At 40.6% G+C, this 16,776-nt stretch carries 13 protein-coding genes; 10 read left to right on the top strand and 3 right to left on the bottom strand.

The window, feature by feature from the left end; genetic code table 11:
• Nucleotides 1–10: 10 nt before the first annotated feature.
• Complete coding sequence (asnS, locus tag HC643_RS18320; RefSeq protein WP_050045939.1) at nucleotides 11–1,402, top strand: asparagine--tRNA ligase; 1,392 nt, start codon at nucleotides 11–13, stop codon at nucleotides 1,400–1,402.
• Between the two features lie 259 nt (nucleotides 1,403–1,661).
• Here asnS and HC643_RS18315 read toward each other — a convergent pair whose 3' ends face one another.
• The 3 genes from HC643_RS18315 to HC643_RS18305 are packed head-to-tail and all read right to left on the bottom strand — an operon-like array spanning nucleotide 1,662 to nucleotide 3,696.
• Complete coding sequence (locus HC643_RS18315; protein ID WP_038087624.1) at nucleotides 1,662–2,144, bottom strand: GNAT family N-acetyltransferase; 483 nt, start codon at nucleotides 2,142–2,144, stop codon at nucleotides 1,662–1,664.
• A complete protein-coding gene (locus HC643_RS18310; protein ID WP_038087627.1) occupies nucleotides 2,137–2,349 on the bottom strand; it encodes a hypothetical protein in 213 nt (70 codons plus the stop codon). Before HC643_RS18310 ends, HC643_RS18315 begins: the two co-directional genes overlap by 8 nt.
• Nucleotides 2,350–2,364: 15 nt before the next feature.
• Complete coding sequence (locus HC643_RS18305) at nucleotides 2,365–3,696, bottom strand: Na+/H+ antiporter NhaC family protein (RefSeq protein WP_038087630.1); 1,332 nt, start codon at nucleotides 3,694–3,696, stop codon at nucleotides 2,365–2,367.
• Between the two features lie 117 nt (nucleotides 3,697–3,813).
• On the opposite strand from HC643_RS18305, the gene HC643_RS18300 reads away from it, so the two are divergent.
• The 9 genes from HC643_RS18300 to cheB all read left to right on the top strand — a co-directional run bounded on the left by HC643_RS18300 (nucleotide 3,814) and on the right by cheB (nucleotide 16,541).
• A complete protein-coding gene (locus tag HC643_RS18300) occupies nucleotides 3,814–4,740 on the top strand; it encodes a LysR family transcriptional regulator (RefSeq protein ID WP_038087634.1) in 927 nt (308 codons plus the stop codon).
• A 259-nt stretch (nucleotides 4,741–4,999) separates the two neighbouring features.
• Nucleotides 5,000–5,506 (top strand): chemotaxis protein CheW, encoded by a 507-nt coding sequence (locus tag HC643_RS18295; RefSeq protein ID WP_038087637.1) that lies wholly within the window; start codon nucleotides 5,000–5,002, stop codon nucleotides 5,504–5,506.
• Between the two features lie 4 nt (nucleotides 5,507–5,510).
• Nucleotides 5,511–6,761: a CheR family methyltransferase gene (locus tag HC643_RS18290; protein ID WP_038087640.1), complete on the top strand. Its 1,251-nt coding sequence runs from the start codon at nucleotides 5,511–5,513 to the stop codon at nucleotides 6,759–6,761.
• Nucleotides 6,762–7,654: 893 nt separating this feature from the next.
• Complete coding sequence (locus HC643_RS18285) at nucleotides 7,655–8,734, top strand: methyl-accepting chemotaxis protein (protein WP_167844707.1); 1,080 nt, start codon at nucleotides 7,655–7,657, stop codon at nucleotides 8,732–8,734.
• A 233-nt stretch (nucleotides 8,735–8,967) separates the two neighbouring features.
• The gene (locus HC643_RS18280) at nucleotides 8,968–10,614 is read left to right on the top strand and encodes a methyl-accepting chemotaxis protein (protein WP_050045938.1); all 1,647 of its coding nucleotides are present in this window, start codon (nucleotides 8,968–8,970) and stop codon (nucleotides 10,612–10,614) included.
• A 110-nt stretch (nucleotides 10,615–10,724) separates the two neighbouring features.
• Nucleotides 10,725–12,521, top strand: a complete 1,797-nt coding sequence (locus HC643_RS18275; RefSeq protein ID WP_050045937.1) for a HAMP domain-containing methyl-accepting chemotaxis protein — start codon at nucleotides 10,725–10,727, stop codon at nucleotides 12,519–12,521.
• Nucleotides 12,522–12,561: 40 nt separating this feature from the next.
• Nucleotides 12,562–13,308 carry a chemotaxis protein CheW gene (locus HC643_RS18270; protein WP_038087643.1) on the top strand — a complete coding sequence of 249 codons (747 nt, stop codon included), beginning with the start codon at nucleotides 12,562–12,564 and terminating at the stop codon, nucleotides 13,306–13,308.
• The gene (locus HC643_RS18265; RefSeq protein WP_167844706.1) at nucleotides 13,305–15,533 is read left to right on the top strand and encodes a hybrid sensor histidine kinase/response regulator; all 2,229 of its coding nucleotides are present in this window, start codon (nucleotides 13,305–13,307) and stop codon (nucleotides 15,531–15,533) included. The genes HC643_RS18270 and HC643_RS18265 overlap by 4 nt, the downstream gene beginning before the upstream one ends.
• Before the next feature lie 3 nt (nucleotides 15,534–15,536).
• The gene (gene cheB, locus HC643_RS18260) at nucleotides 15,537–16,541 is read left to right on the top strand and encodes a chemotaxis response regulator protein-glutamate methylesterase (RefSeq protein ID WP_038085055.1); all 1,005 of its coding nucleotides are present in this window, start codon (nucleotides 15,537–15,539) and stop codon (nucleotides 16,539–16,541) included.
• Nucleotides 16,542–16,776: the final 235 nt, after the last annotated feature.

Below are 16,776 nucleotides of genomic sequence, written 5' to 3'. Positions count from 1 at the left end.
ATTGGATGATATGGTAAGTCCACGGATTGCAGAAATATTGCGAAATGGTCAACCTGATGAGTCTTTGGTAGTTCAAGGCTGGGTTCGTACAAAACGGGAATTAAAAGGTTTTGCTTTTATTGAAGTGAATGACGGCTCATCCTTGGCTAGTTTGCAAGTCGTAATCAATGAAGATTTGCCAGGATATGACAGTATTTTGAAACAGCTAAACACAGGTGCGTCAGTAGAAGTTGCAGGCGTGTTGGTTGCTTCCCAAGGAAAAGGTCAGCGTGTAGAGTTAAAAGCTAATAAGGTAACAGTATACGGAGAAGCCGATCCCGATACATATCCCCTGCAAAAGAAACGACATTCCTTTGAGTTTCTCAGAACCATCGGACACTTGCGATCGCGAACCAATTCCTTTGGTGCAGTTTTCCGAGTTAGGAATGCATGCGCTACAGCCATTCATCAATTCTTCCAAGAACGCGGTTTTTTGTGGGTACACACACCCATCATCACCGCCAATGATTGTGAAGGTGCGGGTGAACTGTTCAGCGTCACCAGTTTAGATTTAAAAGATGTGCCTCGCAAGGATACCAAAGCTGTAGATTACAGTAAAGACTTTTTTGGTAAACCAACGTACTTAACAGTCAGCGGACAGCTAGAAGCCGAAGTTATGGCGACAGCATTTACCAACGTTTATACATTCGGACCTACCTTTCGTGCAGAAAATTCTAACACCTCCCGTCACCTTGCAGAATTTTGGATGGTAGAACCAGAGATGGCATTTTGCGATCTTAAAGGGGATATGGATTTAGCAGAAGCATTTCTCAAGCACATATTTAAATACGTGATGGAAAACTGCGCTGAAGATATGGAATTTTTTAACCAGCGCATTGATAACACTGTTATAGCAACAGCAGATAACATTATTAATAATGAATTTGAACGTGTAACTTATACAGAAGCCATCAAACTCTTAGAGAAAGCTGACGTCAAATTTGAATATCCAGTGAGTTGGGGTCTCGATTTACAATCAGAACACGAGCGTTACCTTGCAGAACAGCTGTTCAAAAAGCCCACTATCGTCACAAATTATCCGGTACAAATCAAAGCTTTCTACATGCGCTTGGACGATGATGAAAAAACCGTAGCCGCAATGGACATTGTTGCGCCCAAAATTGGTGAAATCATTGGTGGTTCCCAACGGGAAGAACGTTTGGAGATTTTAGAACGTCGCATACTTGCTCAAGGGATGAAACCAGAGGATTTGTGGTGGTATCTGGATTTGCGCCGCTTTGGTACGGTTCCACACGCAGGTTTTGGGCTTGGTTTTGAAAGACTCGTGCAATTTATGACGGGTATGGGCAATATCAGAGATGTTATCCCCTTCCCACGCACACCTGAAAGCGCTGAATTTTAGTGAGATTCTGGTTCCCAGGCTCCGCCTGGGAATGCAATAAACAATGGTGCAAGATATATAGCAATCCTAAATCATTTCTAAGAAACTTACACTTCCTAGAGCGAATAGAATTCGCGGCTATACAGACAAAGTCCACCTACGTGGACTTTACTAAAAAAACATTTGAGTTAAGAAGATAAGTCAAAATAGCTGCTCCCTTGTCTCATACTCTCCCAAGCAGAAAGTTTTCATTTTCATATGCTGTAGTTGCGATACGGCTTCAGCCTTTATCCCTTATCACTTCTCTTTCCAGACGACACAATCTAACCTGTTGAATAATTTTTGCCCCCATTTTTTCGTAAAACTTGACTGCTGGTACATTATTGACTTTAACTATCCAATCAATTCTTGCACCACCTATATGTTGAGCTATTCGACACAAATGATTTATCAAAGCTGTCCCAACTCCACAATGGCGGTACTCAGCTTTAATGTATAAATCGTCCAACCAAATTCCTGGTTTAGCAAGAAAAGTAGAGTATATGCGATGATAGCTTGCAAATCCAATTGCATTTTCATCAATCTCAGCCAACAAAACAAAAGCAAGAGGATTCTGACAAAAAATTGTATCTTCTAGTTTTTGAGGCGTTGCTTCTAAAGCAGCGAGACATCCATCAAACTCAGCTTTCAGTAAAATAAGCTCCATAACAATTGAGATATCATCTTTCGTAGCTTGTCTGATTAAAAGCTTTTCCTCATTCATATCTTGTTCCTTTCCTCTTTCCTTCGTGTTCTTTGCGACGCCAGATGCTATCTCCTGCGGAGACGCTGCGCGAACAACGGGGGGAACCCCCCTCCGGGTTCACCAGTCCCCAGGGCGCGGGAAACCCGCCTATGGCACTTTCGTGCCACGCTGCGCTATCAGGGCTGGATTCACCGCAACGCACTGGCTGGTCTTCGCGGTTCATAAAAATAGAAAATTTCTATTCAAACTTACGTTGCATCCTCGACTCAACTAACTTAAACCCAATCCAATTAAAAACTGGAATAAAATACAAATAAACCGCATAAGGAATAAATCCCGAATCAGTCATTAAAACAGTCGCAGGAACTAATCCAGCAATGTTCCAAGGAACAAGAGGCGCAAGTACAACAGCAGTATTCTCAATGTCGATCGCCAGTTGGTAATGGCTCGCGTTTTCCCGCTCGTATTTTTCTTTCATAAGTTGATAGGTCATGAGAATAGCAAGTGTTTGAGTACAACCAAAAGCAGCAGATACCAAACCAACTGCAGCAGTGCTCAAAAATAAACCACTTTTGGAAGAAATTCTTCTAAAGATTTTTTCTACAGATGCTAGAGTTTTTGTTCCCACGATAATTCCTACAAGAAATGTAGAAATCACAACAACGACTGAAACTCTCAGCATTGATAGAATTCCACCCCCAGTGAGAGCGTCAGTTAATTGAGCTTGTGAATCTAAACGAAATCCAAAGACAATAAATTGCAACATTTGCAGCCAGGAATAATTTTGGAAAAAGATTCCTAAAAAGAAGGCGATCGCAATACTAATTGCTAGCGTAACTTTCACCTCTATTTTCAATAGACAAAGGAAGAAAACGATAATAGCAGGACATAATACTAGCAAGTTGATGTCAAAAAAATGTGGAATTTCTGCCAGTAAGTTTTGACTTCTAGCTTGAATGGGATTGCCAAGCGAAAGAAAAAAGTAAACTAGAATAGAAGCGACTAATGGAAACCAACCAGTTGTCATTAGATATGCAAGGTTTCTGTATAGGTTAGTTTTGGTAAGACTAGCAATCAAATGAGCGCTAGAAGACATGGGAGAACATCTGTCGCCAAAATAGCCTCCCGCAATAATAGCTCCAGCAATTATGTGAGGATTGATGTTTCCTCCTTTCGCCATAATCATGAGTGCGACACCTACAGTGCTGACAGTTCCAAAGGAAGTTCCCAGAAGTACAGAAATCATGCAGGTAAGAAGAAAGGCTGAAAGAACAAAGTATTGAGGATTGATGAATTGAGTCCCATAATAAACCAAGGCTGGAATGGTTCCAGACGCCATCCAAATTGATGTGACCACTCCTATAAGTAATAAAATTGTGATAATGGAAAAAGCTTTTTGACTGCTGTTATAACCCATTTTTAACAGGCTTGAGAAAGGGAAGCCCCGGTAAGTAAAAGTAACCAGCAGTATGACTAAAGATAGACCGAGAGAATAAGCAACAAAGAATCCTTTAGTCACGCTAAACAACAAAATAACAAAGCAGAGCGTGAGAGAAAATAATGAAGACATTGTTTAAATTTCTTTACCAATAAGAAACAGTTTATTGATGACTGAATTAAAAAACAAACGATACCCTCGATACCTTCTATCGATAAAATCGATAGATAGAAAGCTTTCTTGAGTTTGATGAACAAAATCAACGACTGTAATCTTAAAATCTCTCAGCTACGTGCTCTAGTGGCTGTTGGAGAGCGCAAGAGTTTTAGCGAAGCGGCTTTGGAGTTGGGTTTATCTCAATCAACGGTGAGTTATGCGATCGCGACTTTAGAAGAAGAATTAGGAGTTGTTCTCGTGTTGCGAGGTCGTCACGGTGCGACATTAACCCCGATTGGAGAAGAAATTTTTGAGGAAGCCCGACAAATTTTGCATTTGTTAGGGAACGTTATGGAAAAAGCCGAACGAGAAAAAGGATTGCAAAGCGGACAGGTACGGGTCGCTTGCGTTCGGAGTATCGCAACCCATATACTACCAAAAGTCATCGCTCGTTTTCGCGAGAAGTATCCCACCATGGGCGTTGTCATTACCGAATTTGACAGGTATGTAGAAGTAGAACAAGCATTACAACAAGGTCAAGCAGAAGTCGGTTTTACTTTGCTTCCCACAGGAAAAGAGTTTGAGGCTTGGGAATTATTTCGAGACGAGTTTGTTGTACTGCTGTCACCAGGAATGCTTGCGTCTGATGAACCTCTCAGTTGGGAACAAGTAGCAGAGTACTCAATGGTTGTCAATCTGCGGAGTCCACAGCATAACAAATTCATCCAAGAGCATTTCTTACGATTTGGTCAAACGTTGAAAGTTAGCCATAAAGTCAGGGAAGATTCAACAGTGCTCAGCATGGTGAAGCAGGGATTGGGCGCGACTGTGATGGCTCGACTCACCGCCGAACCCATACCAGAAGAGATACAGGTTAGGAGTTTACCAGTTCCTCTCGAGCGAATTATTGGAGTGATTATTCTAGCCGATGCCATATTACCAAAACGAGTCTTTGCTTTTTTAGATGTTCTCAAACAGGTATGGGATAGAAAAAAATTAACCGCAGATGAACGCAGATAAATTTCTACTTTAGCCTACTGGGAAAAGCTCTAAGATTGAGTTATATCAGTATACAAGAGAGTTTAAAAATGTTAAAAGCAGTAGGTTGGGTTGAGGAACGAAACCCAAAAATCGGGGTTCAAAGTTGGATTCAGCAATATTGACCATTTAATATACAGAAGACAGGCGTAATTCCCAATTTCAAGTATTTTTTCTATTTATGAACCTTGCAGGATTAAGTTAAACTGCATTCACTCAATCCATATTACAAGGTCTATAAATGTTATTTTTATTACTTAATATTGATAATCAACTTTATGCGATCGCAAGTCAGCAGGTTGTAGAAGTCCTCCCCCTAGTTATTCTCAAAACTCTACCCCATACACCCAAATACGTTGCTGGTGTTTTTAATTACCGAGGGTGTATTGTTCCAGTGCTCGATCTGCGCCAGTTGATGCACGATAAACCATGCTGCGAGCATCTGAGTACTCGCATCGTACTTATTAACTATTGTCTGAGCGATCGCAATGCCATTTCAAAATCGCAAACCCCTCATTTAGTGGGTTTAATGGCAGAAGGAGTTGTAGAAACCTTGCAAACCTCAGATGTCGAAATGGTTGATGCAAACATTGAGGTAGATGCAGCCCCTTACTTGGGCAAGATAATCTTAGACGCCCAAGGCATGATTCAGTGTATCCGCACAGAACACTTGTTGTCAGAAGCCAATCTCTTATCTGTGACCGCTAAACTAACCCCTAACCCCCAACCCCTAACAACTAACCACTAACCCAATGCCACAATCTGTCATCGAAAGTTTACTAAAACAAAAAATTGGTTTAGATGCAAATTCAATTGGTTCTAGCACGATCGCTAGAGCTATTTATCAAAGAATGGCAGATTGCAGAATATCTACTATGGCTGGTTACTTGGGGCTTTTGCAGGAATCACCTCAAGAATGGGAAGCTTTTGTTGAGAGTGTTGTTATCCCTGAAACTTGGTTTTTTAGAGAAAGAGAATCATTTAATTTTCTCAAGGATTATGTATTGTCTGAGTGGTTGGCAAATAACTCAAATCGTATATTACAAATTCTCAGCGTTCCATGCTCAACAGGCGAAGAACCTTATTCTATTGCGATCGCGTTACTAGAAGCCGGGTTAACGGCTGCCAATTTTCGTATTGACGCTATAGACATTAGCAAAAAAAGCTTGCAAGTTGCCCAACAAGCAATTTACAGTCAATACTCATTTCGCGGTACAAGCTCTTTTTTCCAAGAGCAATATTTCCAACTTACGGAAACTGGATATCAACTGTGCCAACAGGTGAGAAGCTCGGTCAATTTTATGCAAGGTAACCTTGCAGATGCTCATTTTTTGGGGACAACCCCCTCCTACGATATTGTCTTTTGCCGCAATCTCTTAATTTATTTTGACCGAGCTACAAAAGAGCGAACAATAGGAGTTCTGGAACGGTTGCTAACCCAGAAAGGCTTGCTATTTGTAGGTCATGGCGAAGCAGGATGGTTACTCAATACTAAATTCATTCCCATTTCCCAGCCAATGGTATTTGCTTACCGAAAGTCAGGGACTTCTCATGCTTCATTAAAATCAAACCATTGTAAAACCGCTGTCAAAAAGCATCATCCCACCTACAAAACTGCTCTCAAACCACCTGTAACATACAACAAACAATTAATTACCGACGGAGGAAAAGTACAACTCTTAAATGAGTCAAAAGAAGATATGCTGCAAACAGCAAGAACCTTAGCAGATCGAGGTTGCTTTCAAGAAGCCACTCAACAGTGCAATAATTATCTCAAACAAAACCCTAGCAGTGCCAAAGCTTATGTTCTACTAGGACAGATACAGCAAGCAACAGGACAAGAAGAACAAGCGGCGCAACAGTTTAAGAAAGCGATCTACCTGCAACCAGATTGCGAAGAAGCATTAATTCACTTGGCATTACTAAGGGAACATCAGGGGGATGAAACCAGCGCAGCTCTTTTATTGCAACGAATTCAGAGATTGCGGAAGAAGAGAAAATAGAGATTGAGGATTCTTTTTCCCAGTTCCCAGTCATTAGTCCCCAGTCTCAATCCAAATAAATTTTAACGTACACATTGTTACTCTCTTTGACCAATAGGGAATTCTAGCAACTGAAGGTCTTCTTGTACCTGCCAATCAATACTTGTAGCTTCTATCACCTATAAAAACAGGTTGTCAATAGCTCAAACAAATTAAACATAAGATGCCTTTAGGCTCGTAGTTGCACTAAGGCGCATACATCGCGACTGCGAATATTTTATGTTTTTTAGATTCAATATTTGGTGTAAGCGAGTTCCAAACCATGTGTATTGCGGGTACAGGTTTAAAAAAATTCAAAATCTTGAGGAAAAAGAAATGTTTAGCAACTGGAAAAGTTAAAGATTTAATTATACTTGGGTTTTCAATTCCTACGATTTTAGTTTTAGGATTCAGTCTAATAGTCTATTTTACAGCAAATCAATCACAGAAACTTTTAAAAGTTAATAGATCGCAAACTATTATTGATGAAAACAACTCATGACTCAAGCTATTTTAAATATGGATAGGCGAATACGACGATATTTCATTGACACAAAATCAATGAAGATGCTTTAGAACTATATACAAACGATCGAAATGTTTCAAGAAAATTTTACCCTCTTATCTAAGACAGTTCAAGATTCTGCACAACGTTCTAGAATGGATGAAATGTATAAACTTTATCAAAATTACAATATTTATGTTCAAAAAAGTATCAAAAAAATGAAATTAAAAATCAAAAGAATCTCGTTTTATTTTTTAATAACGGAAAAGAATATATAGAGGATTTTTTAAAAATTAGCAAAGCTTTTGACAAAAGAGAAAAAGATATTTTAGATGACAGCATTTTCTTGACAAATCAATCATTAAATATCATGAATTTATCAGCCCTTGTAGCTTCTATGGTTTGTTTGATATTAGCTATTATAGCAAGTGTTTTTATTGCTCAATTTCTAGAAGTCAGAATTAATAAGGCAGTTCAAGCAGCAGAGCAAATTTCTGTTGGAGATTTAACAAATTCTGTTGTTGATACTGAATCAAATAGTAATAATGAGATTGGCAAACTATTAAAATCTTTCCAAATTATGACTCAAAATTTGAATATTTTAATCCGTCAGGTACAACAGTCAGGGATTGGAGTCACAACTTCAGCTACCCAAATCGCAGCTTCGGGAAAGCAATTAGAAGCGACAATGACCGAACAAGTCGCTTCTACTAACGAAGTCGCAGCTACAGCTAAAGAAATCTCAGCAACTTCTAGGGAATTGGTCAAAACCATGGAAGAAGTCGCACTCATGTCACAAACTACAACAATAGCAACAAGCAGCAGTCAAAAAGATTTACTTCGTATGGAACTCACCATGCGCCAGTTAGGAGAAGCCACCAATACCATTGCCACAAGATTGGGAACCATCGGTGAAAAAGCAAACAACATCAACAATATTGTGGTGATGATTACTAAAGTAGCAGATCAAACCAATTTGCTGTCATTAAATGCTGCTATTGAGGCAGAAAAAGCTGGGGAATACGGTTTGGGATTTGCGGTGGTAGCTAGAGAAATTCGACGTTTGGCAGACCAAACAGCCGTCGCCACCTTGGAAATTGAAAAAATGGTCAAGCAAATGCAATCTTCCGTATCATCCGGTGTGATGGAGATGGATAAATTTGCTAAAGAAGTTGAACAAAGCGTAGAAGATGTTGCTAGTATTAGCAAACAGATGGCACAAATTATTGAGCAAGTGCAAGAACTGACACCGAGATTTGAGGCAGTTAATTCTGGAATGGAAGCACAATCTCAGGGAGCGCAACAAATCAGCGATGCCATGATTCAATTGAGCAACACCTCAACCCAAACAACTGATTCTTTACGAGAAATCAATAATGCCATTCACCAACTCAATCAAGTTGCTCAGGGATTGCGCCACGAAATGTCTCGCTTTAAAGTCACCGCATAGGATTTTTCATCATTTCAGATTGACAATTTAAAAAAGCTTGTCCATACATTTCTGTAAGAAGGAAAAAGCCAAAACTAAGTTACCTAGGGATTGACTCAGGAAATGACTCGCTTCTAAGTTAAGACAGAGAAGACTGTATTTAAGCTTCTCATTTCTTATAAAAAAATTGAAAATTTGGATTATTTTGGGAAGACTATATATATGTACAAATAGTAGCCAAATAGACTCAACATATGCAACAGGGTATAAAAATTAATCAATTTGTATTGGGTGGTTGTGGAATCATTGTTATTTTAACAGCTATTGCTAGTTCTGTTTCCAAAGGAACCAATGATTCCTTAATTGCATCATCTAATTCGTTACTATTAACTCATTCAGTAAAAACTCAATTAAAAGAAATTGAAAAAAATTTAATTGATGCAGAAACAGGACAGCGCGGTTTTATTCTTACAAAGAAAGAAGAGTATTTAGAACCTTACAGAACAGCTACAAATCGATTACGCAATGCTTATTTAGAATTGGAATCTAAAATTAGCGATCGCGCTGCACAAAAAACAATCATTAATGAAATTGAAGCCTTATCACAGCAAAAATTGAATGAATTAGAAGAAACAATCAACTTAAAAAAGGCCAACCGAGAACAAGAAGCATTAAATTTGATTCTTTCAGATCGGGGGAAAAAAATTATGGACGCTATCAGGCAAAAGTTAGATGAGTTGACTCGATTAGAAAATCAAGAAATAGAAAATCAACAAAAACAAGCAACTCAAGTACAAACCTTTGCTGATTTTGTTATCTTGTTAACGTTTATCTGTATTGTCAGCACTGTAGTGGTTGTTTCACTAGCCACAATTTTGATTCCCAGTCGGGCTTTAAGTCTTTCCTTACAAAATGCGTTTACTTTAGCAGAAAAGGTTTCTCAGGGAGATTTGACAAGTCAGGTTGAAGTCTCTTCTAACAATGTCATTGGGAAATTAATGACTGTACTTAAAAATATGACCCAAAGCTTGAACTCTTTGGTGCGTCAAGTACAGCAATCCGCTGTTCAAGTGACAACCTCAGCCACTCAAATTGCTGCTTTCGGGAAACAATTGGAAGCTACAATGACCGAACAAGTAGCTTCTACCAATGAAGTGGCAGTGACTGCTAAAGAAATAGCTGTCACTTCCAGGGAACTAGTTAAAACTATGGAAGAAGTGGCACTCATGTCACAAGGGACTACAACAGCAGCCAATAGCAGTCAAAAAGATCTTCTACGCATGGAAGCAACCATGCGTCAGTTGGGGGAAGCAACTCATATCATTGCCTCACGTTTGGGAGTTATTAGTGAAAAGGCAAACAACATCAACAATATTGTGGTAACCATTACCAAAGTAGCAGATCAAACTAATCTGCTGTCATTAAATGCAGCCATTGAGGCAGAAAAAGCCGGAGAGTATGGTTTGGGTTTTGCGGTGGTAGCCAGAGAAATTCGACGTTTGGCAGATCAAACAGCTGTCGCCACCTTGGAAATTGAAAAAATGGTCAAGCAAATGCAATCTTCTGTGTCAGCCGGTGTGATGGAGATGGATAAATTTGCTAAAGAAGTGGGACAAAGTGTGGCAGATGTTGCCAATATTAGCGGGCAAATGTCTCACATCATCGAGCAGGTGCAAGAACTGACACCGAGATTTGATGCGGTTAACTCTGGAATGGAAGCGCAATCTCAGGGAGCGCAACAAATTAGCGATGCTATGGTGCAGTTAAGCAACACCTCAATCCAAACAACTGATTCTTTACAGGAAATTAATAACGCGATCGCCCAACTCAACCATGTTGCTTGGGGATTGCATCAGGAGATGACCCGTTTCAAAGTCAAAACCGACAATGTTGCCATGTAATTTTTTCTGCAATGCAGTTAATATTCTGGCTTGAAATGGGAACTATAACTTACCAACATCGCCCCGTCAGCGTGTTTTGACTTCATTTTCTAGGAGGCTTCATCCATTCAATGCTAAAAAACATGAGCTTTCAATGGCGACTCATTAGTTCCTTTTCATTTATGGGTTTTCTGGTATTAATTGTTGGTTTTATGGGATGGAACGGAAATTCTCGCTTATCAAACCATATTAGCACTTTAGCCAACATCAATCTCTTAAGTATCGATAGTTTGTGGAAAATTAAAGAGGGTCAAACTCAAATTGAATCAGCACAGAGGATTTTATTAAATTCAGATTTAACACCAGAGCAAAGGCAAAATACATTAGTTAAAATAAAAGAATCGTGGCAGCAAATTACTGAGGGACTTAAGCAATTTGAATCGACTCCTTACAATAATAAGGAAGAAGAAAATCTGAGAATAAAATTCTATCCCATATGGGAAAGATGGAAACAATCTCACCAAGAATTCATGCAAATTGAGGAAGAATACACGCGTATGGGTATTCGGAATCCTTGGAAACGCGAACTTGAATTAATACGCCAAAATCAAGATAATTCTTCTGAGATGGGGTCTACCAAAGCCGCTTTGGCAAAATATATCAAATTGCACGAACATACCTTGCATGAAAAAAATGTTATTTTTAAACAAATTGATGAAGTTACTACCGCTCTTTTAAAAAACAATCAGAACTTTGCTAAATATATTTACAATGGTGCAGAAAAAGACGTAGCCATTAGTACCTTCTTGATTTCTACAGCCACAGTTGTTGGACCTCTTTTAGCAATTCTGCTAGGGATTCTTATTTCCCGGCAAATTGCAACTCAAGTCATCCGTGTTGTAGGTGTTGCCGAGCAAATTTCTACAGGAGATTTGACCACGCAATTGAGCGTAGATTCAAATCAAAAGGATGAAATTGGCAAGCTTTTATTTTCCTTTCAAACCATGATTCAGAATTTGAATATTCTTATTCGTCAAGTACAGCAGTCAGGAATTGAAGTCACAACTTCAGCCACCCAAATTGCTGCTTCGGGGAAGCAATTAGAAGCGACAATGACCGAACAAGTCGCTTCTACTAACGAAGTCGCAGCTACAGCTAAAGAAATATCTGCCACTTCCAGGGAACTAGTTAAAACTATGGAAGAAGTGGCACTCATGTCACAAACCACAACAACAGCAACAAGCAGCAGCCAAAAAGATTTACTTCGTATGGAAGCAACTATGCGGCAGTTAGGAGAAGCTACGAATATCATTGCTTCAAGACTTGGAACAATCGGTGAAAAGGCAAACAACATCAACAATATTGTGGTGATGATTACCAAAGTAGCAGACCAAACCAATTTGCTGTCATTAAATGCAGCCATTGAAGCAGAAAAAGCTGGGGAGTATGGTTTGGGGTTTGCGGTGGTAGCCAGAGAAATTCGACGTTTGGCAGACCAAACAGCTGTCGCTACCTTGGAAATTGAAAAAATGGTCAAGCAAATGCAATCTTCCGTGTCAGCCGGTGTGATGGAGATGGATAAATTTGCTAAAGAAGTGGGACAAAGTGTGGCAGATGTTGCCAATATTAGCGGGCAAATGTCTCACATTATCGAGCAGGTGCAAGAACTGACACCGAGATTTGAGGCGGTTAACTCTGGAATGGAAGCACAATCTCAGGGAGCGCAACAAATCAGTGATGCTATGGTGCAGTTGAGCAATACCTCAATCCAAACAACCGATTCTTTGAGAGAAATCAATAATGCTATTACTCGACTCAATCAAGTTGCTCGGGGATTGCGTCAGGAGATAACTCGCTTTCAAGTCAAGACAGATAATTCTACTCAAACGCTGCCATTTTCTTACAAGCAAACTGAGAATGTCGTTTAATTAGGGGGAATTATACCCATATATGTAGATAATAGCCTCTATGAGTCGTTTCACTGCCCCATCAGATTCAAATATTGATTTTTGCTGGAATGCTATCGGTGTTACAGGAGATTGTACCTGTCCAAAGCTCACTACTTTTAGCCACTGCCGGAATTGCCCTGTTTACTCTGCAAGCGGTCGTCGTTTATTAGAACGTTCGATTCCTGACAATTATCGGAGTGAATGGACTCAGTTATTGGCTGAATCAAGAACTGAGGCTGAGAAAAAACCAGAGACATTCTCAGAACAAAGCTATTTTCCCTCTCATGCTTTATTAGCCACAGAAACTCTCAGAGTTGTTATCTTTCGCTTGCAACGCGAATGGTTGGCACTTCCCGCCTACATCTTTAAAGAAACGACTTCACCGAGTCCGATTCATACCATACCGTATCGGAGCAATCAAATCTTGCGGGGATTGGTGAGTATTCGAGGTGAATTGCAATTGTGTATTTCTTTAACCCATTTGTTGAATCTGGAGATGGCTGATACCCCTCCTCAAGCTTTAAGTCCTATGGTTTATTCGCGTATGGTTGTGGTGGAAAAAGCAGGTAGTGGTATTTGGGTATTTGCTGTTGATGAATTGTTTGGGGTGCATCGATGTCATCAAGATGAATTGCTTCACACTCCCACAGGTACTCAAGCAACTCATACCTATACTAAAGGATTGTTAAAGTGGCGCGATCGCAGTGTCAGCTATTTGGATGACGAATTGCTATTCCATACTCTTAGCAAAAAGGTGATGCCATGACAGAGGAAATCAATGTTAATAATCTTTCCTTGCTAGATTTATTTTGCATGGAAGTCAAGGCTCAAGTTGCCGTCATGAATAATTCCCTATTGGCGCTAGAGGGTAAACCAAAGCCCAAAGAAGAACTGACAGCTTTAATGCGAGCAGCTCATTCCATTAAGGGGGCTGCCAGAATTGTTCATATTGATGCAGTCGTGACCCTTGCTCATATTATGGAAGACTGCTTTGCAGCCGCTCAAGCAGAAAAAATCGTCCTCACAACGGCTGATGTTGATATTTTGCTGCAAGGAGTGGATATACTCTCGCATATAGCAGATATTTGTGCGAACAATCCCAACGAGCAACCGCTAGAAGACACTAGAATGCGATCGCTCGTCACAGCCATTGCCAACATTCAAACTTCTCCCCCTCCCCCCATCTCCCCCTCCCCCCCTCTCCCGCTCTCCCCCTCTCCCCCTCCCCCCCTCCCCCCCTCCCCTATCTCCAACCAAGGAGTGCGAGTTGGTGCAGATAATCTCAATCGTTTAATGGGGCTAGCAGGAGAATCCTTAGTTGAAGCAAAGTGGTTGGAACCATTTGCTGATTCTTTCTTACAGCTAAAAGCAGGTCATACAGAGCTATCGGACTTATTAGAAAAGTTACAAGAATTATTAGCAAACCGTCATTTAGAGCGGCGAATTGACGAGCAGTTGACCGCTGTTCGCCAAAAAGCCAGTGAATACCAACAGCTATTGAGCGATCGCTACAGCGAACTCGAACAATTTTCTCAACGTTCTACCAACCTTGCAGATCGTCTTTATCGAGAAGTCATTGCCACTCGAATGTCTCCGTTTGCTGAAGCCGGTCAAGGATTTCCCCGAATGGTTCGCGATATAGCCAAGCAACTGGGTAAAAAAGTCAAGCTGGAAATTGTTGGTAAATCGACCTTAGTCGATCGAGATATTCTCGATCGCTTGGAAGCACCCCTTACCCACATGCTCAGGAACGCACTCGATCACGGTATTGAGTTACCCCAAGAACGTTTAGCCGCGCTTAAGCCTGAAGAAGCAACCATTCGGATTGAAGTGGCTCATCGTGCTGGAATGCTCTTTATCTCTGTATCGGATGATGGTCGGGGAATAGATCTGGAGTTTTTGCGACAAGAAGTCATTAGAAAGCAAATGACAAATACAGAGATGGCAAATCGACTGAGCGAAGTTGAGTTAATAGAATTCTTATTTTTACCAGGTTTCTCTACAGCCACTACTGTCACAGAATTTTCGGGACGGGGAGTTGGGCTAAACGTAGCTCATAACATGGTGCGGGAAGTGGGGGGAACTGTACGGGCTGTTTCTCAACCGGGACAGGGAATAACTTTTTATATGCAATTACCATTAACACTATCAGTCATTCGCGCCCTACTGGTGGAAATTGCAGGTGAACCTTATGCTTTTCCACTATCACGTATCGAACGCGTTGTCACTCTTTTGAAGTCTGAGATTGCTGTCTCGGAAAATCGTCCGTTTTTTATGATGAACGATCGCCCGATTGAATTGATATCAGCACGTCAAATCCTAGAGTTACCACCACCTACTACAAATCCAGAAATGCTCAATGTTATTTTGGTAGGCGATCGCGCCAACTGTTACGGATTAGTGATAGATAGGTATTTGGGAGAACGCAGTTTGGTTGTCAGACCGTTAGATTCCCGCCTCGGTAAAGTCCCTAATGTTAGCGCAGCTGCTTTAATGGATAATGGTTTTCCCGTGTTGATTGTTGATGTTGAAGACCTAGTGCGTTCCATTGCTAAAGCATTCGCTACCGGGCAAACCAGCCAAGTGAACCAATCTACTCGTCAAATAACCAGTAAAACATACAAGCACATTTTGGTGGTAGATGATTCCATCACCGTGCGCGAAATGGAGCGCAAACTCCTAGAAAACAATGGTTACAAAGTAGAAGTTGCAGTCAATGGAGTGGATGGTTGGAACGCTATACGCGGAGGAAATTACGATTTGGTAGTAACAGATATTGATATGCCCCGAATGAATGGCTTTGAGCTCGCAAGCCACATCAAAACTCATCCCAAGTTAAAGCATACACCCGTGATCATTGTTTCTTATAAGGATCGAGAAGAAGACCGACTTCAAGGATTGGAAGCGGGGGCAGATTACTACCTCACCAAGAGTAGTTTTCATGATGATACCTTAATACAGTCTGTCATTGACTTGATTGGAGAAGCTTAACCTGTGAGAATTGCCATTGTTAACGATGCACCGATTGCAGTAGAAGCGCTGCGACAAGCGATCGCTATGAAACCGGATTATGAGATAGCATGGGTTGCTTTTGATGGCGTTGAAGCTGTTACAAAATGTAGCGTAGATACTCCAGACCTGATTTTGATGGATGTACTAATGCCTGAGATGGATGGAGTGGAAGCCACCCGGCGCATCATGAGTCAATCTCCTTGTGCTATTCTTATGGTGACTGCGAGTGTCAATCGCTACGCTGCTAAGGTTTTTGAAGCAATGGGCTACGGAGCATTAGACGCTATCAATACCCCTACTATAAGTTACGGTCAGCAAACAATTGATGGGACTGGGCTACTTAAAAAAATTGCAACTATCTCCAGATTAATTGGCAAAAGTTCATACCATCATTTACAGTCTAGCCAACACAACAAGCTCTTAATTGCGATTGGGGCTTCTACAGGAGGTCCTCAAGCATTAGCCACAATTCTGTCTCAATTCCCCAAAGATTTTCAGGCGGCGTTTATTGTTATTCAGCATATTGATGCCCAGTTTGCTCCAGGTTTAGCGGCTTGGTTAGACGCGCAAATCCCGATGACCGTACAGCTTGCCATTCCCGGTTCTACACCACACAAAGGTATCGTTCTCATTGCTGGTAAAAATCATCATCTTATCGTGCGTCCTGACATGACTCTTGCTTATGACAGGCAACCTCTAGATAGTTTTTATCATCCTTCCGTTGATGTTTTCTTTAAGAGTGTTGCCAATCATTGGATCGGTCATGGAGTCGGGGTACTGTTAACCGGTATGGGACGGGATGGTGCTCAAGGCTTAAAACTCTTGCGAGATAAAGGTTGGCATACGATTGCCCAAGATCGACAAACCTCAATTGTCTATGGTATGCCCAAAGCCGCTGTGGACTTGGGAGCTGCTGTGGAGGTGTTACCCGTTGATGCGATCGCGAATGCTTGTATAAGGCATTTGCAAAATCAGAATGAGGGGTGACGGCAGAAGGAAAAATTTTCCATCTCTCCACAAATCATTCTTCTGCCTTTTACTCCCAGCCTTTTAAGTAAAAAAATATACTTTTAATTTTAGTATTTTTTATGAAATATACTTAGTATCATTTTATTTATAAAAATTTACATCCAACACCAGTCGATCTCTGATAATTTATCAACAATTGCAACAATTTAGAGCTTGTTGGTTTCCTGAAATATAATCGGTATATCAGTAATTT

Origin of the sequence: Tolypothrix bouteillei VB521301 (assembly GCF_000760695.4) — a bacterium.
Lineage (GTDB): Bacteria > Cyanobacteriota > Cyanobacteriia > Cyanobacteriales > Nostocaceae > Scytonema > Scytonema bouteillei_A.
This window is presented reverse-complemented; position numbering and strand designations above follow the sequence as displayed.